An 18448-nucleotide genomic window follows, 5' to 3' on the forward strand; every position below is an offset into this window, starting at 1 on the left:
CTTGCGCCCTGTCTCAGAAAGGAAGGCGAGCGTGTTCGATATCTTCACGAACCACCTCGACCTGTGGAGTGAGGCCCTTCTCGGGACGCTCATCCTCTTCTTCGGGGGCGCGCTCCTCGCGCTCGTCCTCGGCTTCATCGTGGGTGCCATGCGAGTCTCGCCGGTCCCGATCGCGCGGGCGGTCGGCGCCGCCTACGTCAACCTCGTGCGCAACACCCCGCTCACCCTCGTGTTCTTCATCTTCGTCTTCGCGGTGCCCGTCCTCTTCCCCATGGGCCGCACCGACTATCTGCTGCTCGGCGTTCTCGCGCTGGGCGTCTACACCGCCACGTATGTCGCCGAGGTGCTCCGAAGCGGCATCAACACCGTCCCTGTCGGCCAGGCAGAGGCTGCGCGAGCCATCGGCCTCCCCTTCGGGCAGGTCATGACCCTCATCGTGCTCCCCCAGGCAGCACGTGCCGTCGTCCCGCCCATGATGAGCGTCCTCATCGCACTGCTGAAGAACACCACCGTCGCTGCTGGGTTCTCCGCCGTCAACCTGGGCATCATCCGCGCCAACATGAGCGAGCGAGGTGAGAACGCGATGGAGGTGCTCATCTGGGTCGCCATCGTCTTCATCGTCCTCGTCCTGCTGCTCTCGTGGGTGCAGAACGCGCTCGAACGCCACTGGAAGGTTGCCCGATGAGCCAGACCTCTGTTCTCTACGATGTCCCAGGCCCCCGCGCGCTCGCTCGCAACAAGCTGCTCGGGATCGCGACGGTCGTCGTCATCGTCGCCCTCGTCGCCTTCCTCGTCTACCGCCTCAGCGCGACGGGCAACCTGAGCGCCGACAAGTGGCAGATCTTCGGCTACGCGGCTATCTGGGCGCAGATCGCGGAGGCGCTCTGGGCCACGCTCAGCGCGTTCCTGGTCGCAGCCGTGGGTGCGTTGGCGCTCGGATTCGTCCTCGCCATCGGCCGCCTGTCGGACCACGCGTGGGTCCGCATCCCGTTCACGGTCGTGGTCGAGGGTCTCCGTGCGATCCCCGTCCTCATCCTCATGATGCTCATGTACTACGGCCTGCCCGCCATCGGCATCAAGATGGAGCCGTTCTGGGCCGTCGTCATCGCGCTGATCGCCTACAACGGCTCAGTGCTCTCCGAGGTCATCCGAAGCGGCGTGCAGTCGCTCCCGAGCGGTCAGGCTGAAGCCGGATACGCCATCGGCCTCCGCAAGAGCGGCGTCATGCAGATCATCCTGCTCCCGCAGGCGATCCGCGCGATGCTGCCCGTCATCATCGCGCAGCTGGTCGTGACCCTGAAGGACACGGCCCTCGGCTCGATCATCACGTACAACGAGCTGCTCTACATGGCGAAGCTCATCGGCGGCCAGGCGGATTACGGTCGCCCATACATTCCGGTCACGATCGTCATCGGCGCGGTCTACATCGCCACCTGCGTGCTGCTGTCCTGGCTCGCGACCGTGGTGCAGAAGCGCATCTCGCAGAACCCGAAGGTCATCGCGGGCGCCGCCCCAGAGCCCGTCACCAATGCGGGCAATGTGACCGACACGGAGCTGATCCTCGTGCAGCAGTCCGACGTGCTCGAGCTCGAAGAGGAAGCTCGCCAGAAGACGAAGCACGATCAGGCGGAGGCGCAGCGCCAGATCGATCTGCGCAAGCAGGGCGACGGAGACCGCGTCTAGGCGCGCTCCACGCAGGAAGGCTCCCCGCGGGCCGGCACCGAGAGTCTCTCGGCACCGGCCCGCGGGGAGTTCTCCGTTTCTCGGGAGGTTCTCCGTCTCCCAGGAAGTCAGCGGCCCCTCCCCGACGCGCCGCTGCACCGACAGAGGCGACTAGCCTGTATCGGATGCGCGCTGAGCCCGGACTTCGAGAACTGCTGCGACTCTGGGAGTTCGTGCGGCCGGTCAGATGGAGCCTCTTCGCCGGCTTCGCCTCCGCCCTGACCGCAGCCGGGCTGAGCCTCGTCGGACCGCAGATCATCCGCCTCATCGTCGATGGCCCCGTCTCCTCCGGCGAGCGGGCGGCCGTCATCTGGGGCTCGCTCGCGCTCCTCGCCGTCGGCTGCTTCGAAGCGCTCCTCTGGTACCTGCGACGAATCTTCGTGCTCACGCCCATGGTCGGCGTCGAACGACGCGTGCGGGATCAGCTCTTCGCCCGGCTGCAGGACCTGCCTGCTGCCTTCCACGACGAGTGGGAGGCAGGCCAGCTGCTGTCCAGATCATCCGTCGACCTCAACCGGATACGCCGGTGGCTCGCGTTCGGCCTCATCATGCTGAGCGTCAACCTGCTCACGGTCGTCGCCGGCATCGGCGTGCTCCTCTGGCTCGATCCGGTGCTCGGCTCCCTCTACGCGGTGTTCAGCATCCCGACGGCCCTCATCACCCTTCGCTTCCAGCGCGTCTACGGACGCCTCTCCCGCCGCAGCCAGGACCAGGCTGGGGCGCTCGCGACGACGGTCGGCGAGGCGGCGAAGGGAATCCGCGTCATCAAGGCCTTCGGTCGTGGCGGAGAGTTCCTCGAGTCGTTCCGCGAGGAGGCGCAGGCGCTGCGTGGGACCGAGCTCGAGAAGGCCCGCCGCCAAGCCGACATGCGCTCATGGCTCATCCTGCTCCCCCAGCTCGCCGTCGCCACTTCGCTCGCCCTCGGTGTGATCGCCGTCGCCGACGGCAGGCTCACGATCGGAGCGCTTTCCGCGTTCCTCTTCACGGCGCTCATGCTCGCCTGGCCGGTACGCTCCCTCGGTTTCCTCTTCGCCGACACCCTCGACGCGGCGGCCTCGACGACCCGTGTCTTCGAGGTCCTCGATACTGCGACTGCAGTCTCAGACCCCGAGCGCCCGCTCCCCGTTCCTGACGGGCCTGGGGTCCTCGAGTTCCGGGATGTGCGGTTCGCCTTCCCGGATGCGCAGGACGGCGACGAGGTGCTGCGAGGCATCGACCTCACCCTCGTGCCCGGCGAGACACTTGCGCTCGTCGGCGCGACCGGGAGTGGGAAGAGCCTGCTCAGCGAGCTCGCTGTGCGCCTCCACGATCCGACCGCTGGCGAGGTGCGGCTCGACGGCACCGACATCCGCCATCTCCGCCGAGACGACCTCAGGAGCCACGTGGCCATCGCCTTCGAGCAGCCTCTGCTCTTCTCGGCCAGCGTCAGAGACAACGTCGCGCTCGGGCGACCGGACGCGAGCGACGATGAGGTGCGGGACGCCCTGGCGGTCGCGCAGGCTCGCTTCGCGCTCGAGCTCCCCGAAGGCCTCGAGACCCTCATCGGGGAGGAGGGGCACAGTCTCTCGGGAGGCCAACGGCAGCGTCTCGCGCTCGCCCGCGCCATCCTCGCGCGCCCCCGTGTCCTCGTCCTGGACGACCCGCTCTCGGCGGTCGACGTGCGCACCGAGACCCTCGCGACTGAGGCCCTCCGGTCGGCTCTCTCCGGCGTGACGACCCTTGTCGTCGCGCACCGATCATCCACCGTGGCCCTCGCCGACCGTGTCGCCGTCCTCGTCGACGGTCGCATCACGGCCTTGGGCGAGCACCGCGAGCTGCTCGCCGCCGACCCCGTGTACCGGGGCCTGCTCTGGCAGGGCGACCACGTCGACGAGGTGGTCGCATGACCAAGCCCAGCGCTGCTGGACCCCTCGGGGTGCGGGTCGAGCACCTCACGAGCGTCGACCGCGACACCGCCAGAGTCCTCCGACGACGCTCACTTCGACTCATGAGCCGGCTCCTCGCCCCGCACAAGGCGCGCCTCGTGTGGCTGGGGGTGCTTGTCCTCATCAGCCAGGCGGCCTCGGCCGCCGGTCCACTGCTGCTCTCACAGGCCATCGACACGGGGCTTCCAACGCTGCTCGACGGCGATGCGGCTCCGTTCCTGGTCATCGTCGTCGCTCTCGTCCTCGCGACGGTCACCGACGCCGGACTCTCCAATCTCTTCACCCGGAATGCCGCAGCGCTCAGCCAACGCGTGCTCCTGCGAGTCCGGACCCTGCTCTTCGAGCACACGGGGCGTCTCGGCCTCGACTTCCATCAGCGCTACACGTCCGGGCGAGTCATCAGTCGCCAGACGAACGACGTCGATGCGGTCGCCGAACTCCTCGAGTCCGGATTCGGCGACCTGGTGAACGCCGTCGCGCGGATGGCGTTCATCGCAGCGGCCCTCCTCATCCTCGATCCGCTGTCCGCCCTCGTGGCCTTCGCGGTCTTCGTGCCCGTCGTGCTGGTCACCCGACGGTTCCAGGTCGTCTCCTCACGCCTCTACCGCGAGTCGAGCGAACGCTCAGCGCGACTCATCGTCCGCTTCGTCGAGACGATCACGGGCATCCGCGCTATGCAGGCCTTCCGCGCCGAAGGGCGAAACGCGGACGTGTACGGCGGACTCAACGGCGCCTACACCGACACCGGTCGACGCACCGCGATGGCGTTCGGCAATCTCTTCACCGGCATCGAGCTCATCAGCAGCATCGGCCTCGCGGTACTGGTGCTCATCAACGGCCTCCGCACGCTCGAGGGCAGCATCGGCGTCGGCGTCCTCGTCGCAGCCGCGCTGTACCTCGTGCAGCTCTTCCAGCCGATGGAGGCCGTCGGCATGTTCGCGAACACCTTCCAGTCCGCAGTCGCGGCCCTGGAGAAGATCTCGGGCGTGCTCGAGGAAGAGCCCAGCGTCGCGGCTCCCGCCCAAGATGCCAAGCACGATCCGGCACGGCGGACGGAGGACCACCGCGATGTCGCGGGGCCCGGTGACATCGCCCTCCGCGGCACTGCGTTCTCCTACGGAGACGGCCCGCTTGTGCTGCAGCGTGTCGACCTGCACATTCCCGCCGGCCAGACCGTTGCGGTCGTGGGGCCGACCGGGGCGGGGAAGACCACCCTGGCGAGCATCATCGCCCGCTTCGCGGATCCGACACAGGGGCAAGCGCTCCTCGATGGCGTCGACCTCCGCGACATCCCGGACAGCGAGCTGCGACGAAGGGTCATCACGGTCACGCAGGATCCCTTCCTGTTCCAGGGCACCGTCGCCTCCAACATCGAGCTCGGACGGCCGGGCGCGAGCCGCAAGGAGATCGAGCAGGCCGCGAAGCTCATCGGCGCCGACCCGTTCATCCGGCGCATGCCGAACGGGTACAACACAGATCTGAGCCACCGTGGAGTGAAGCTCTCGGCCGGACAGCGCCAGCTCATCTCCTTCGCCCGCGCCTTCGTCGCCGACCCCGAGGTGCTCATCCTCGACGAGGCCACGAGCTCCCTCGATATCCCGGGCGAGCGAGCCGTCCAGAAGGCGCTCGGCACCCTCCTGCACGACCGAACGGCCGTCATCATCGCCCACCGCCTGTCGACCGTCAACGACGCCGACCGTGTACTGGTCCTCGATGGCGGAGCGATCGTGGAGGACGGCTCCCCTGCGGAGCTCGTGGCGCGTGGCGGTCGCTACGCCGAACTGCACAGCGCCTGGCTGTCATCGCTCGACAGCGACTGACGCGAATGCCCCGCCGGTCCCGCGACGCGCGCGAACTCGGCTGACGTCCGCTGAAGACAAGGTGAGGTTCACTGGCGCGCAGACAGCCAGGCGCGCAGGGACGCAGGAACGCAGCAACGCCCGGGCGCTCGACGCGAGTATCGCGGAGAGGCCCGGGCGTCCCGGTGAGCTTCGGTCAGGCGCGCTGAGCGAACGCGCTCTCGTACAGGCAGACAGAGGCCGCGGTCGCGAGGTTCATCGACTCCGCTCGCCCGTAGATCGGCACGCTCATGGTCGCGTCGGCGTACGCGAGCTGCTCGGCGTCGAGGCCGCGAGCCTCGTTCCCGAAGAGCCAGGCGGTCGGCTGTGCCAGCTCGCCAGCGTCACGAGCCGACAGCAGGTCCGAGCCGTCGATGTCGGCGGCGACGACACGGAGGCCAGCGTCTCGAGCGCGCGAGGTGGCGACGTCCAGGGTCACCTCGACGGCGATCGGCAGGTGGAAGATGGAGCCGGTGCTCGAACGCACGACCTTCGAGTTGTAGAGGTCGACGGTCCGGCCCGTGAGGATCACCGCGTCGGCGCCCGCAGCGTCGGCGGCACGGATGATCGTGCCCAGGTTGCCCGGGTCGCGCACCTCCTCGAGGATCGCGACGAGCTTCGGCGAACCGCTCAGCGCATCCCGAATCGAAGCGGGGAACTGCCGGCACACGGCGATGACGCCCTGTGGAGTGCGCGTGTCCGCCATCGCGTCGATGGCCTCTTCGCTCGCGAAGTCGACCTCGAGCTGCGCTTCCTCGGCAAGGCCACGCAGCTCGGAATGACGCTCGAGCGCCGTCGGCGTGACGAACAGCTCCTCGATGAGCTCTGGGCGCGAGATCAGCGCTTCGCGGACCGCCTGGGGCCCCTCGATGACGAAGAGGCCAGTCTCCTGACGCTCCGACTTCTGCGCGAGCTTCCTGACGTCCTTGACGCGCGCGTTGCGCGGGCTCTCGATCATGGTGTCGACTTCTTCCTGCGCGCGAGGCGCTGCGTTGCTTGAGTGGATGCTCATCGAGCCAGGTGCGGATGGAGAGTGCAGGCCCTAGGAAAAGAACATGCGGCCGAGAGCTGGACTCTCGACCGCATGTTCACACGGCCGGCACACTCAGAGAGCGAATCGGGCCGCGGTGGTGACTAGGCCGCTGCGCGCGGAGCCGACGTGTCGGCCGGGAGCGCCTGCTTGGCTGCCTCGACGAGACCGGCGAACGTCGCGGGCTCGTTCACGGCGAGCTCAGCGAGGATACGGCGGTCGACCTCGATGCCAGCAAGGCCGAGGCCCTGGATGAAGCGGTTGTACGTGAGGCCGTTCGCGCGGGATCCGGCGTTGATGCGCTGGATCCAGAGGCGACGGAACTCGCCCTTCTTGGCGCGACGGTCACGGTAGGAGTAGACCATCGAGTGGATGACCTGCTCCTTGGCCTTGCGGTACAGGCGCGAGCGCTGTCCACGGTAGCCGGATGCGCGCTCAAGGATGACGCGACGCTTCTTATGGGCGTTTACTGCCCGCTTTACACGTGCCATGTGTGTTGATTCTCCTCAGTAAGTGTGGGTGCGGGCGGCTTAGTGGCCGAGCAGCTTCTTGGCGACCTTGGCGTCTGCCTTGGAAAGCAGCTGGTCCTGGTTCAGTCGAGCCTTGCGACCCGGCGACTTGACCTCGAGGTTGTGGCGGAGGCCGGCCTGCTGCTTCATGAGCTTGCCGCTTCCCGTGACCTTGAAGCGCTTCTTGGCGCCCGAGTGGGTCTTCTGCTTCGGCATTAGTTCTCCTCTGTGGTTGCAGACTCTGGTACAGACTCTGTTGCAGCTTCATCTGCAGATTCATTCGCAGCTTCGCCAGTTGACGGCTGCCCGTGCTTGGCCGCTCGAGACGCCTCGCGGGCCGCATTCCGCTTCGCGGAAGCGTCAGCCTTGACGTCGGACTTGTTTCGGAACGGGCCGATGATCATGACCATGTTGCGGCCATCGATCATGGGGTTTGACTCGACAGTGCCGTACTCCGAGACTTCCTCGGCGAAACGCTGGAGGAGGCGCACACCCATCTCCGGGCGCGACTGCTCGCGGCCGCGGAACTGGATCATGGCCTTCACCTTGTCGCCGTCTTCGAGGAAGCCGATGGCGCGCTTGCGCTTGGTCTCGTAGTCGTGGGCGTCGATCTTCAGACGGAAACGAACCTCTTTGAGGACGGTGTTCGCCTGGTTGCGACGTGCTTCCTTGGCCTTCTGGGCGGCCTCGTACTTGAACTTCCCGTAATCCATGATCTTGGCGACGGGGGGCTTCGAGTTGGGGGCGACCTCGACGAGGTCGAGCTCAGACTCCTGCGCGAGGCGCAGCGCCATCTCGAGCTTGACTACTCCGACCTGCTCACCGCCCGGGCCGACAAGGCGGACTTCACTGGCACGGATGCGGTCATTGGTACGTGGTTCGCTGATGGAAGGCTCCTGACTTCACTGAATGTGGAAAGGAGGCGTCACACCAACCACGCTGCGCTCGCAGCGTGTTTCCACCCATCGCCACCGAGCCTGCGCATCCTGCAGCAAGTGCAGTTCGTGCGAACTCTGTGACCTCTTCCTGCACAGCCGCGAGGCCGGGCAAGGAAGGGAGTGGAGCAACCCGGTAACCTACGTAGAGCGGTTTGCGCGGGTGGGACGAATCCTCTTTCGTGGCCTCTGCACAGCAGAAACCGCTCGCCACATTACCAGAACTCCGGACAAAGGACCAGCGTGACCGACGCCTCACTCGAAAACCCCTCCGCAGCCGAGCCAGAGTACGGTGATCTGCGTCGCGACATCGGCGAAGTTCCAGCCGTCGAGCTCATCACGACAACCGCCGTCCACCTCATGAGCGCCGCCGCCGTCGCGTGCGGCCTGGACGAGGACAGCGGGGACGACGAGCTCGACCTCGACGAGGCCCGCAAGCTCATCTCGGCGCTCGCAGGTCTGCTCACCGCGAGCCTCCCCTACCTGGGCGACCACCACGCGCGCCCCCTGCGCGACGGCCTGCGCTCGCTGCAGCTTGCGTTCCGTGAGGCGTCCGACCACCCGGACCCCGTCGGCAAGGGACCAGGCGAAGACCTCACCGGCCCCGTCTACGGCTGAGCTCGGACCACGGGCCCGTTTGCCGAGCCTTCGGGCCGGCGAGCGGGCTTCCTCGAGTCGCGCGGCGGTCTCGGAGCGTTCAGCTGCCTTCGGCGGGCCCGACCAGCTCCGCGACGATAGCCGCCGAGAGAGTCACGAGCGGGAGCCCCCCGCCCGGGTGCGAAGAGCCGCCTACGAGGTAGAGCCCGTCGACGGGCTGCCGATTGCCCGGCCGGAGGAATGACGCCCTCGCGCCATTCGACGCCGTCCCGTAGATCGAGCCTCCGGGAGAGAGCGTGTCGCGCTCGATGTCCGCGGGCGTGCGGATGCGCATCCATCTCACGTGCGGCCGCACGTCGAGGCCGCGTTCGGCCATGAGCTCCAGCAGTGACTCCGCGTAGCGCTCGGCGAGCCCCGGCTCGTCCCAGTCGACACCGTGCTCCGGCTCGTGCCTGGGCGCGTTGACGAGGACGAACCAGGCGCCATTGCTCGGCCCCGGAACGGTCGCCGGATCCTGCGGCGCCGAGACGTAGATCGTGGGCCGCTCGACCGGCCTCGGCCCGGACCCCGCGTGCGTCCCGACACCGAAGACCGCATCGAACTCGGCGTCGTAGTCCTCGGCGAAGAGCACCCTGTGGTGCGTCGCCTCATCGTGCGCGAAGCTCGCACTCTCGAGATCGTCGAGGGCGAGGAGCATGACGAAGCCCGAGAGCGAGGGGTCGAGCTTCTCGTGGCTCCTGGCGGCGCGCCGGGCCCCTTCGCTGTGCAGCAGCTCCCCATAGACGGACTGAGCGTCAGCGTTCGCGACGACGACATCTGCGGCGAGACGCTCCCCCTCACTCGTCTCGACCCCGGAGACCCTGGCGCCCTCCTGGAGGATGCGGGCGACCCTGACCCCGGTGCGAATGCGTGCCCCGCGCTCCACGGCGCGTTCGGCGATAGCCTCCCCCAGCCGCCAGAGGCCACCGGGCACGTACCAGGAGCCGTAGGCCTGCTCGGCGTACGGCACCGTCGCGAGTGCAGACGGCGCCCGCCTCGGGTCAGACCCTGTGTACGTCGCGTAGCGATCCAGGAGCGCCCGCAGGCGAGGGTCCAAGAGATCACGCTCGCCGAACCCGCGCAGACTCCGCCATGGGGCCACTCGTGCGAGCGACAGCGGATTCACGGCGAGCGACGCGATCCCAGCCGCATCGATGGGCGATTCCAGGAAAGGACCCCTGGCGATGTCCCAGACGCGCTCCGAGCGTTCGAGGAAGCGCGCCCACTGATGCCCAGTCCCCGCACCGAGCGCCGCGTCGAGCGCAGCGGGGATCTCCTCGATCCTTCCGGGCATGTCGAGCTCGCTGCCGTCGGCGAACCGGTAACGGCAGGCGACATCGAGTCGGCGAAGCTCGACAACCGACTCGATGGGTGCTCCTGTCTCCGCGAACAGCTCGGCGAAGACGTATGGCATGGTCACAAGCGACGGACCCGTGTCGAAGAGGAAGCCGTCATGCTCGAGGGTGCCGAGCTTGCCCCCGACCTTCTCGGCCTGCTCGAGCACCGTGACGTCGTGGCCCAGCGCGGACAGGCGGGCTGCCACGGCGAGCCCGCCGACCCCCGCCCCGATCACCACGACCGTGCTCATCGCGGGGAGTCACCCGCCTGCGCCCCGGAAGCCACGAGGGAGCCCGCGGCTCTCCGCGCCCGCCAGTCGCGCAGCAGCACGACGACAAGCGGGATCGCGACAGCGCCCATGATGAGGCCGCCGACGAGCGCCACGCTCGGGCGCTCGAAGAACGTGAGGTTGCCGACGACGCACGTCGCGTACGTCCACAGGTAGACCGTGAAGGGAGCTGCGTCGCTCGGGGCGCCGTCGACCTTCTGCGAGCGAGCGGCGACGGCGTCGATGAGCCCGCAGATGATGAGCGAGACCAGGTACCAGCCGAGGAAGTTCGTGAGCGGGATGCCGTCGACCCCGGGGATCCCCGGGTCAGGGTGCTTCCAGCCCCAATGCCCCGAATCGACCATCTGGGGGTCGAGGAAGACGTCCCAGGCGGTGAGCGCCCATGCGGCCACGGCGACGCGCACGATACGTCGCGCCGCGCCAGGCGCCGTGCCGACGAGTCGGCGAGCGATGATCACCGCGGGGTAGGCGATCGTCACCCAGGCGAGCGGCACGATGAGCGGTACCTCGAAGAGCGAGAAGCCGAGCGACGGCGTGTAGATGTACTGTCCGAACGGGAAGCTCGTGGCGACTCCGACGACTTCCGCGAAGAAGCCGATCGCGGCGGCGGCGAGCAGCACGGAGGCGAACCGCGGCCCGCGGGTCGCCCAGGCGTGGAGCACCCCCGTGGCGGCGAGCAGGGCGACGCTCGCGATGGTCAGCGGCACAGTGCCGCCGCCGGTGAATGCGAACAGGCTCTGGACGAACATGCCTGCTGCGAGTGTCACCCACATGAGTCGTCGTGTGATGGCGGTCATCTTGAGTCCGTTCCTCTCGGTCGTGGCTCTGGATCTGCGTCGTCTGACGTTCTGGCGGATGGTGGTGTGCTCTTCGCGAGGCAGGTCATGCAGTCCTGGCCGACCAGCCCTCGACGGCATCGACCGCGAAGCGCGCGAACAGCTCCTCGGCGAACCATCCGCCCGCTCGACTGTCGGCCATGGCGGCCCTGTGCGATGGTGCGCCGCTGATGAAGGCGCGAAGCGCCGGCTCGGACTCCCAGAGGGTGAAGGTGCCGAGGAGGCCGGCTGGCAGCTCGCCCATCCCGAACGCGAGACCGAGACCCCGCGACCTCGCGCGGAGGAGTTCGGCAGCGATGGGTGGCACGGTTCCCGTGAAGCGCGGCACCGCCGAGGCCCGGATTCGCGCCCGCGTGATGACGGCCACTCGCTGCCCCTCCTCGGCCTCGGCGACGGCGGGCCCGAACGGCTCGCGACCTCCCCAGAGGCCGACCGAGCGGATAGCGCGCATCCGCACTCTGAGCCGCTCCCGCGAGCGTGCGTCCCACGCGCCGACGAGGGCCCCTCGATCGAACGCGTCCGCAGCCTCGAGCGACTCCCAGGCGGCGACGAGCGCCCAATGCCCGAGGTCGGCGTCGCGAGAGGAGAAGCTCGTCGCCCGCGCCGTGCCCATGACCCGCGCGAATCGCAGACCCTCCGGACGTCGCCGGCCCAGGAGCTGCAGCGTGGTCTTCGCGGTCAGAGAGAGGCCGGCGCTCGCGCTGCCGGTTCCCCAGAGGTGGACGGTGGTGACCGTCACCGGCGGTCGACCTCGAGGGGGCCAGCGCTCCGGTCGCCCCGCACATGCTTGAGCACCAGCTCGGCACTGATCAGGCACATCGGCACGCCGACGCCGGGGTTGACGGTCGCACCCGCGTAGTAGAGCCCCTTGACCTTCGGGGACGCGTTGCCAGCGCGCAGCATGGCCGACTGGGCGAGCTCATGCGACGGGCCGAGAATGCCGCCCCGCCAAGAGTTGTAGTCGTGCACGAAATCGGCCGGGCCGAGTGTCTGACGAACCACGATGCGGCGCCCCAGGTCGGAGACTCCCGTCCACTCGGCGAGCTGGGAGATCGCGAGATCGGCGATCCGCTCGACCTCTGCATCGCCCGCCCCGTCCGCTCCTCCCCCACCGATGCTCGGGTCGCCCTTGACCGGGATGAGCAGGAACAAGTTCTCGTGCCCTTCCGGCGCGACTGCCGGATCCGTGGCGCTCGGCTTGCAGACGTAGACGGAGACCGGGTCAGGCAGGGCGACGCCCTCGCCGAAGATGGCGTCGAAGTTCTCTCCCCACTCCTTCGTGAGCAGCAGCGAGTGGTGCGGCAAGGCGGGCAACTCGCCCTCGACGCCGAGCATCACCAGCACGGCACCAGGACCCGACGAGGTGCGCTTCCACACGCGCTCCGGGTAGCTGCGGTATCGCTCTGGCAGCAGCCGCGTCTCCGTGTGATGCAGGTCAGCGGCGGAGACGACCACCTCGACGTCCTCGAAGTGCCGCTGCCCGTCAGCGTCGCGCCAGTGCACGCCACGGCTCCAACCGTGCGACACGGCGATGTCCGTGACCTCGGCCTCGAGCCGGAACTCGACGCCGGCGTCGACGGCGAGCCGATGCAGCGCATCCACCACGGCGGTGAAGCCGCCCATGGGGTACTGCACGCCCTCGACGAGATCCATGCGACTCATGAGGTGGTAGATCGCCGGAGCGCGGCGCGGGTCGGTTCCGAGGAACACCGCCTGGTAGGCGAGGATCTGCCTGAGCAGCGGATGCGTGAACGACTCCTCCACGAATTTCTCGAGCGGGACCGTGAGCCACGTGAGGAGCTCGGGGAGTTCGCGGCGAACGGGGGCGCCGAGCAGGGTCGCCGGGTTCTTGAACGTGTTGTAGAGGAATGATTCCTCCGCCATGTCCATGGCGCGTCTCGCGGTCTCGAGGTAGTCGTCGAAAGCGGCAAGCGCCTCGGGCTCGAGCTCAGCGACGAGCTCGCGCACGGCATCCTGTCCGTACGGGATGGAGAGGGGCTCGCTTGCGCCCCCCGCCTGCTCCGGCTCCGGGAAGACGCGGTAGCCGGGGTCGAGCATGCGCAGATCCAGCTGCTCCTCGGTACTCGTGCCCGCAAGCGCGAAGTAGTGGTCGAAGACGCTCGGCATCAGGTACCAGCTCGGGCCGGTATCGAAGCGGAAGCCGTCGACCTCGAGGAGGCCCGCACGGCCGCCGACCCGGTCGTTCTTCTCGAGCACCGTCACGGCGAAGCCGTCCCGTGCGAGCAGGATCGCTGTGGCGAGGCCGGCCATTCCGGCGCCGATGACTACTGCTCGGGTGCTCATGATCGTGTCTCCAGAAGGACTCGTGCTGCGATGCGCGCCTTCTCGGCGCCGGGAACTCTCACGCGTGTGGTGCGCAGCTGATCGGCCGGCGTCGCCGCGATGCGGTCGGCGAGCGCAGCGAAGAGAGCACTCGCGAGGGCCACGCCTCTGCGGCAATCCCTCGGCAGCAGCGGGATGCCCGCATCCGCTGTCGCGAGATCGGCGCGGATGCGGTCCAGCCAGATGAGCTTGCGCCGCTCGTCGAGCGGCGCCGACTCCAGACCCTCCACCGGCAGGTAGTCCCTGCCGAGCCGGTCGGCGTCATCGCCCACGTCGCGGAGGAAGTTCACATTCTGGAACGCGGCGCCGAGCGCGCAGGCCGCCGCGTCGATGCGCTCCCGCTGCTCTGGGGTGCGAGAGACACCGGTGAGGAACACCCGCACGCACATCAGCCCCACGACCTCAGCTGAACCGTAGACGTAGCGCCGTTGCTCCTCCACGTCGAGCGAGCGAGGCTCGAGATCCATGCGCATCGAAGCGAAGAAGGGCACGACAAGCTCGGCCCCGAACCCGCAGCGTCGCGCCGTCACCGCGAACGCGTGGACAACCAGATTCGTGCTGAAGCCCGACTCGATGGCCTCGAGCGCCTGCGCCTCGAGCCCGTCGAGCGCCGCGTGCTGCTGCTCGAGGGAGAGGCCGGCAAGCGCGCCGACACCATCCACGATCTCATCGGCCACGCGGACCAGCGCGTAGATGCTGCGCACCGGTTTGACCGTCCGGCGCCCGAGGAAGCGCGATGCCGCACCGAAGGAACTCGAGTAGGCGAAGATGACCTCGGCCGCGGACTTCTCCGCGGTGCGCGTGTACTGCTCGAGTGGCGACATCACGACGTGCGCCTCTCCAGCAGCATCAGCAGACGCTCCAGCATCTCGGCAAGGTTCCGCTCCCCCTCGCGTCCAGAAGCACCCACGGCCCTCGCGGCGGCTCGTGCCCTCGAGAACTGGGCCGCGAGCTCCTGCTCGACAGCGGCGCGCGAGCCAGACGCGTCGATGAGGTCGCGCGCCCTCGCGCCATCCGCCTCGCTGAGCATCGGATCGCCGAGCAGCGACTCGAGCTCACCCCAGACCGGGGTTCCGCAGGCCAGGGCGATGAGCGCCGTGAACTTGCCCTCCCGGATATCCGAGTACGGCGCCTTCCCGAGCTTGTGCTGGTCTCCGAAGACACCGAACAGGTCGTCCTGCAGCTGGAAGGCGAGCCCGGCGGCGTCCGAGAACTGGGCGATGAGACGCGCATCCACCGCACCCTCGGCACCCGCTGCGATCAGACCGAGCTCGAGCGGCAGCAGCACGGTGTACGCGGAGGTCTTGTTCGAGCTCATCGACAGGACCTCGGCCAATGCCGGATGGTCGCTTCGAACCGACAGGCTCACGTCGCTGAACTCACCGGCAACCGAGACCGCGAGGGCACGCTCGATGGCATCGAGCACGCGCAGACGAACGGCGTGGGGCTGGTCGATGCGCGCAACCCTCAGGTGCGCTTCGGAGAGCAGGAGGTCGCCGACCAGGATCGCGGCGGCCTGCCCCAGGCGGTTGCCGCGCTCGTCGTCGAACTCCGGTCCTCCCACGATCTCCTCGACGCTGCCGAGGAGATTCAGCTCACCCCTGCGCATGGTGTCGTTGTCGATCACGTCGTCGTGGGTCAGGAACGCGAGGTGGAGCAGCTCGGTCGCGGTCGCAAGTTCCATGACCGCCTCAGGCACCTCTGCTGCGCCCGTGTAGGACAGGTAGGCCTGCATGACCAGCGCAGGGCGGAAGAGCTTTCCGCCTTCGGCGCTGCGAGCCGTGATGCGCCACAGCGTCGCGAGGCCCTCGTCGATCGCGGCCGCAGCCGCGACTCGTCCGGCCAGGAACTCCTCGATTCGCCTTCTCACCTCGAGCAGCTGCTGCGCTGCGAGGTCGAAGTCCGAACCCTGGCCACGGGGGCTCGCCAGAGGCTCACGGATCACTCGGCACCACTCCCTTTAGCTCGGTTGGCTAGCAATAAGAGTATCTAATTACTTCTACTCGAGCGTACAGGCAAGCCTTCCCCGAGTTGCCGTGCCTGGTCAATCCCCTCAGCGCCTCCACCACGAGCGCTTAGAATCTCGTCGCCGGTTCTCCGCGTCGCTCGAGGCAACAGCGCTGGCCCGCGCGAACGAGATGCCGAGCGAGTCGACTTCGGTGCGGAACGCCTCGCTCCCCTGCAGCAGCTCGCTCGCTCGGCGAGACAGATCCGCGAGCTCCTCGCGGCCAGCGTCACCACCGACGTGGAGCACCACACGCAGCTCGGGGCCAGCCAGGCGTGCCTCCGGATCTCCAGGCACGAGGTCGATGCCGAGCACCTCCTCGAGCTCTGCCATCACCCTCGACAGCTCACCCGTGACAACCGGGCTCACCCACGGGGCCACCCAGCTCTGCTCCTGCGCGATCGCCCAAACTGCCGGGCGGCGGACGACGAACTCCGTCTCGCTCGTCGGATCCACCACGATGAGGTCGCTGCCCTCGGCAGCAGCCGAGATGGCCGCCCGCTGCATGAGCGCAGGCACCGGCCGAGCCTTGGGATTCCAGGCCCTCATGGCCTCCGCCGAGGTGAACACAGGGAGGACCGTGCGACCGTCTGGGCCGGCGACCGTCACGATGGAGAGATCAGCGCTCTTGTCGACGGTGACACCCTGCGCGTTGACATCGGCTTCGCCCAGCTTCGCCACGAGGGGGATCAGCACGCGAGCCTGCCGCAATGCGTCGACCACCGCGTCGGGACCCACCTCCCGCGCACGGAAGCGCCGCATCGCCGCGACGAACTGCGCCGGCGCCGTCCCGTCGTCATCGCGGAACGGATTGTCGCCGAAGCTCCGCCCAGACCAGCTCTGGCCAGCAGAGTCGGCCTTGCTGGGCTGGAAGTGCTCTGGCAGCGACGGCATGGGTCAGACCTCTCGAGTCAGGATGCGACGTCGAGGGCCTCGACAAGCGTGAAGGCCCCCGAGTAGAGCGCCTTGCCGATGATCGCGCCCTCGAGCCCCTGCGGCACGAGGCCGCGCAGCGCCGCGATGTCGTCGAGACTCGAAACGCCACCCGAGGCGACGACGGGACGGTCGGTCCGGTCGAGGATGTCACTGAGGAGCTGCAGGTTCGGGCCCTGGAGGGTGCCGTCCTTCGTCACGTCGGTCACGACGTAGCGTGCACAGCCGGCTTCCTCGAGCCGTTCGAGCACCGACCAGAGGTCACCAGCATCGCGCGTCCAGCCGCGAGCCGCGAGCGTGGTGCCACGCACGTCGAGGCCAACGGCGATGAGCTCGCCGTAGCGAGCGATGACGTTCGCCGCCCACTCCGGATTCTCGAGCGCGGCGGTGCCGAGGTTGATGCGGCGCGCACCGGCGTCGACCGCACGCTCGAGGGACTCGTCGTCGCGGATCCCGCCGGACAGCTCGACATTGACGTGCTTGGCCGCCCGGATGACGCGCTTGATGACGCTGCGGTTCTCCCCGCGCCCGAAGGCCGCGTCGAGGTCCACGAGGTGGATCCACTCCGCGCCCTGCTCGATCCAGTCCTCCGCCGCATCCACCGGATCGCCGTAGTTCGTGGCGGAGTCGGCCTCGCCCTGAACCAGACGCACCGCCTTGCCGCCGGCGAGGTCGATTGCGGGGAAGAGCACGAGCTCCGGTGACGTGTTGAATTCGCTCACGCGCGTAGGTTCCTTGTTCTCGTTCTGAGGCGCCGGGGCATCGACGCCGGAAGGGGATGCCCTGGCAGTCCGGGCAATAGCGTATCGGCAGGCGGCGGTGCAGCGCGCCGACGCAGCAGCACTAGCCGCGCTTCGGCAGCGTCTCGATCCAGTTCCGAAGCAGGCGCACGCCAGCCTCGCCGGACTTCTCCGGGTGGAACTGCGTCGCCGACAAGGGGCCGTTCTCGACTGCGGCGATGAAGCGCTCGCCGTGTTCGGCATGGGTCACGAGCACCGGGCGGGCCTTCGGATGCGGGTCGAGCGGGAGCTCATGCGCCGCGTACGAGTGCACGAAGTAGAAGCGCTCGCGAGCGATGCCGGCGAACAGCTTCGAGTCGACCGGTGGGTCGACGAGGTTCCATCCCATGTGCGGAAGGACCTCGGCCCGCAGCTCGGTCACCTCGCCCGGCCATTCGCCCAGGCCTTCGGCTCTCTTGCCACCCTCGATACCGCCGTCGAAGAAGATCTGCATGCCGACGCAGATGCCGAGCACGGGGCGCCCGCCTGCGAGGCGCCGACCGACGATCTCCCCGATGCGCTGACGATTGATGGCCTCCATGACGTGAGCGAAGCTCCCGACACCTGGCACGACATAGCCGTCCGCATCGTAGGCGGCAGCGCGGTCGGCCGTCAGCTCGACCTCGGCACCAGCCGCTTCGAGCGCCTTCACGGCGGAGTGCACGTTGCCCGAGCCGTAGTCAGCGACGACCACCCGTGGGCGTTCGACTGGAGTCACAGCGCGCCCTTGGTCGAAGGAATGCCCACGACCTCCGGGTCGAAACGCTTGGCCGCGCGGAACGCACGGGCGAACGCCTTGAACTCCGCTTCGGCGATGTGGTGCGGGTCGCGCCCGCGGATGACCTCGACGTGCACCGTCAGGCCGGCGTGGAACGTGATCGCCTCGAAGACGTGACGCACCATCGCGCCCGTGAAGTGTCCGCCGATGAGGTGGTAGACGAAGGCCTCCGGCTCGCCGGTGTGCACGAGGAACGGACGCCCCGAGATGTCGACGACGGCTTGGGCGAGCGACTCATCGAGCGGCACCCTCGCATCGCCGTAGCGCGCGATGCCCGACTTGTCGCCGAGGGCCTGGCGGATCGCCTGGCCGAGCACGATCGCCGTGTCCTCGACCGTGTGGTGCACGTCGATCTCGGTGTCACCCGTCGCACGGATCGTGAGATCGGTCAGCGAGTGCTTCGCGAAAGCGTTCAGCATGTGGTCGTAGAACGGAACCGACGTCTGGATGTCGGCGATGCCGGTCCCGTCGAGGTTCAGGCTCAGCTCGATCGAGGACTCGCTCGTCGCGCGTGAGACGGTCGCGGTGCGTGGCGTCGTGGTCATCGCTCCA

At 68.4% G+C, this 18448-nt stretch carries 19 protein-coding genes; 5 read left to right on the forward strand and 14 right to left on the reverse strand.

Annotation, left to right across the window (positions count from 1 at the left end; translation table 11 throughout):
* Positions 1-31: 31 nt before the first annotated feature.
* The 4 genes from GV007_RS00080 to GV007_RS00095 all read left to right on the forward strand — a co-directional run bounded on the left by GV007_RS00080 (position 32) and on the right by GV007_RS00095 (position 5467).
* A complete protein-coding gene (locus tag GV007_RS00080) occupies positions 32-685 on the forward strand; it encodes an amino acid ABC transporter permease (RefSeq protein WP_104240896.1) in 654 nt (217 codons plus the stop codon).
* Positions 682-1683: an amino acid ABC transporter permease gene (locus GV007_RS00085; protein ID WP_160070483.1), complete on the forward strand. Its 1002-nt coding sequence runs from the start codon at positions 682-684 to the stop codon at positions 1681-1683. Before GV007_RS00080 ends, GV007_RS00085 begins: the two co-directional genes overlap by 4 nt.
* 164 nt (positions 1684-1847) lie before the next feature.
* Positions 1848-3608, forward strand: a complete 1761-nt coding sequence (locus GV007_RS00090; RefSeq protein ID WP_160070484.1) for an ABC transporter ATP-binding protein — start codon at positions 1848-1850, stop codon at positions 3606-3608.
* Positions 3605-5467, forward strand: coding sequence for an ABC transporter ATP-binding protein (locus GV007_RS00095; RefSeq protein ID WP_160070485.1), 1863 nt, complete (start codon positions 3605-3607; stop codon positions 5465-5467). Before GV007_RS00090 ends, GV007_RS00095 begins: the two co-directional genes overlap by 4 nt.
* 175 nt (positions 5468-5642) lie before the next feature.
* On the opposite strand, the gene GV007_RS00100 is transcribed toward GV007_RS00095, so the two are convergent.
* The 4 genes from GV007_RS00100 to infC form a co-directional block, all read right to left on the reverse strand.
* Positions 5643-6443, reverse strand: coding sequence for a TrmH family RNA methyltransferase (locus tag GV007_RS00100; protein WP_160070486.1), 801 nt, complete (start codon positions 6441-6443; stop codon positions 5643-5645).
* A 176-nt stretch (positions 6444-6619) separates the two neighbouring features.
* Complete coding sequence (gene rplT, locus GV007_RS00105; protein ID WP_068481110.1) at positions 6620-7006, reverse strand: 50S ribosomal protein L20; 387 nt, start codon at positions 7004-7006, stop codon at positions 6620-6622.
* 39 nt (positions 7007-7045) lie between these two features.
* Positions 7046-7240 (reverse strand): 50S ribosomal protein L35, encoded by a 195-nt coding sequence (gene rpmI, locus GV007_RS00110; RefSeq protein ID WP_104240892.1) that lies wholly within the window; start codon positions 7238-7240, stop codon positions 7046-7048.
* Positions 7240-7911, reverse strand: coding sequence for a translation initiation factor IF-3 (infC, locus tag GV007_RS00115; protein WP_104240891.1), 672 nt, complete (start codon positions 7909-7911; stop codon positions 7240-7242). The genes rpmI and infC overlap by 1 nt, the downstream gene beginning before the upstream one ends.
* Positions 7912-8202: 291 nt before the next feature.
* Here infC and GV007_RS00120 point away from each other — a divergent pair, with 291 nt between their 5' ends.
* Positions 8203-8577, forward strand: a complete 375-nt coding sequence (locus GV007_RS00120) for a DUF1844 domain-containing protein (RefSeq protein ID WP_160070487.1) — start codon at positions 8203-8205, stop codon at positions 8575-8577.
* A gap of 79 nt (positions 8578-8656) precedes the next feature.
* On the opposite strand, the gene GV007_RS00125 is transcribed toward GV007_RS00120, so the two are convergent.
* From GV007_RS00125 to hisB, 10 genes are all read right to left on the reverse strand, one after another.
* Complete coding sequence (locus GV007_RS00125; RefSeq protein WP_160070488.1) at positions 8657-10183, reverse strand: phytoene desaturase family protein; 1527 nt, start codon at positions 10181-10183, stop codon at positions 8657-8659.
* Positions 10180-11019, reverse strand: coding sequence for a carotenoid biosynthesis protein (locus tag GV007_RS00130; RefSeq protein WP_160070489.1), 840 nt, complete (start codon positions 11017-11019; stop codon positions 10180-10182). Before GV007_RS00130 ends, GV007_RS00125 begins: the two co-directional genes overlap by 4 nt.
* A gap of 85 nt (positions 11020-11104) precedes the next feature.
* Entirely contained in the window at positions 11105-11797 is a 693-nt protein-coding gene (locus tag GV007_RS00135) for a monooxygenase (RefSeq protein WP_160070490.1), read from the reverse strand.
* Positions 11794-13362 carry a phytoene desaturase family protein gene (gene crtI / locus GV007_RS00140; RefSeq protein WP_160070491.1) on the reverse strand — a complete coding sequence of 523 codons (1569 nt, stop codon included), beginning with the start codon at positions 13360-13362 and terminating at the stop codon, positions 11794-11796. Before crtI ends, GV007_RS00135 begins: the two co-directional genes overlap by 4 nt.
* Positions 13359-14225 carry a phytoene/squalene synthase family protein gene (locus GV007_RS00145; protein WP_160071507.1) on the reverse strand — a complete coding sequence of 289 codons (867 nt, stop codon included), beginning with the start codon at positions 14223-14225 and terminating at the stop codon, positions 13359-13361. Before GV007_RS00145 ends, crtI begins: the two co-directional genes overlap by 4 nt.
* Positions 14225-15346, reverse strand: a complete 1122-nt coding sequence (locus GV007_RS00150) for a polyprenyl synthetase family protein (protein WP_160070492.1) — start codon at positions 15344-15346, stop codon at positions 14225-14227. Before GV007_RS00150 ends, GV007_RS00145 begins: the two co-directional genes overlap by 1 nt.
* A 108-nt stretch (positions 15347-15454) precedes the next feature.
* The gene (locus GV007_RS00155) at positions 15455-16300 is read right to left on the reverse strand and encodes an SseB family protein (protein ID WP_160070493.1); all 846 of its coding nucleotides are present in this window, start codon (positions 16298-16300) and stop codon (positions 15455-15457) included.
* A 17-nt stretch (positions 16301-16317) separates the two neighbouring features.
* Positions 16318-17061: a bifunctional 1-(5-phosphoribosyl)-5-((5-phosphoribosylamino)methylideneamino)imidazole-4-carboxamide isomerase/phosphoribosylanthranilate isomerase PriA gene (priA, locus tag GV007_RS00160; RefSeq protein WP_104298968.1), complete on the reverse strand. Its 744-nt coding sequence runs from the start codon at positions 17059-17061 to the stop codon at positions 16318-16320.
* 121 nt (positions 17062-17182) lie between these two features.
* Entirely contained in the window at positions 17183-17836 is a 654-nt protein-coding gene (hisH, locus tag GV007_RS00165) for an imidazole glycerol phosphate synthase subunit HisH (RefSeq protein ID WP_160070494.1), read from the reverse strand.
* Complete coding sequence (hisB, locus tag GV007_RS00170) at positions 17833-18441, reverse strand: imidazoleglycerol-phosphate dehydratase HisB (protein WP_160070495.1); 609 nt, start codon at positions 18439-18441, stop codon at positions 17833-17835. Before hisB ends, hisH begins: the two co-directional genes overlap by 4 nt.
* Positions 18442-18448: the final 7 nt, after the last annotated feature.

Source organism: Pseudoclavibacter sp. 8L, assembly GCF_902506465.1.
In the GTDB taxonomy this organism is placed as follows: domain Bacteria; phylum Actinomycetota; class Actinomycetes; order Actinomycetales; family Microbacteriaceae; genus Pseudoclavibacter.

Coding starts and splice junctions, on each gene's coding strand:
- GV007_RS00155 (WP_160070493.1), bottom strand. CDS start 16,300: ATGCCGTCGCTGCCAGAGCACTTCCAGCCCAGCAAGGCCGACTCTGCT.
- GV007_RS00130 (WP_160070489.1), bottom strand. CDS start 11,019: ATGACCGCCATCACACGACGACTCATGTGGGTGACACTCGCAGCAGGC.
- rpmI (WP_104240892.1), bottom strand. CDS start 7,240: ATGCCGAAGCAGAAGACCCACTCGGGCGCCAAGAAGCGCTTCAAGGTC.
- GV007_RS00085 (WP_160070483.1), top strand. CDS start 682: ATGAGCCAGACCTCTGTTCTCTACGATGTCCCAGGCCCCCGCGCGCTC.
- crtI (WP_160070491.1), bottom strand. CDS start 13,362: ATGAGCACCCGAGCAGTAGTCATCGGCGCCGGAATGGCCGGCCTCGCC.
- GV007_RS00100 (WP_160070486.1), bottom strand. CDS start 6,443: ATGATCGAGAGCCCGCGCAACGCGCGCGTCAAGGACGTCAGGAAGCTC.
- hisB (WP_160070495.1), bottom strand. CDS start 18,441: ATGACCACGACGCCACGCACCGCGACCGTCTCACGCGCGACGAGCGAG.
- GV007_RS00095 (WP_160070485.1), top strand. CDS start 3,605: ATGACCAAGCCCAGCGCTGCTGGACCCCTCGGGGTGCGGGTCGAGCAC.
- rplT (WP_068481110.1), bottom strand. CDS start 7,006: ATGGCACGTGTAAAGCGGGCAGTAAACGCCCATAAGAAGCGTCGCGTC.
- GV007_RS00125 (WP_160070488.1), bottom strand. CDS start 10,183: ATGAGCACGGTCGTGGTGATCGGGGCGGGGGTCGGCGGGCTCGCCGTG.
- GV007_RS00145 (WP_160071507.1), bottom strand. CDS start 14,225: ATGTCGCCACTCGAGCAGTACACGCGCACCGCGGAGAAGTCCGCGGCC.
- GV007_RS00090 (WP_160070484.1), top strand. CDS start 1,848: ATGCGCGCTGAGCCCGGACTTCGAGAACTGCTGCGACTCTGGGAGTTC.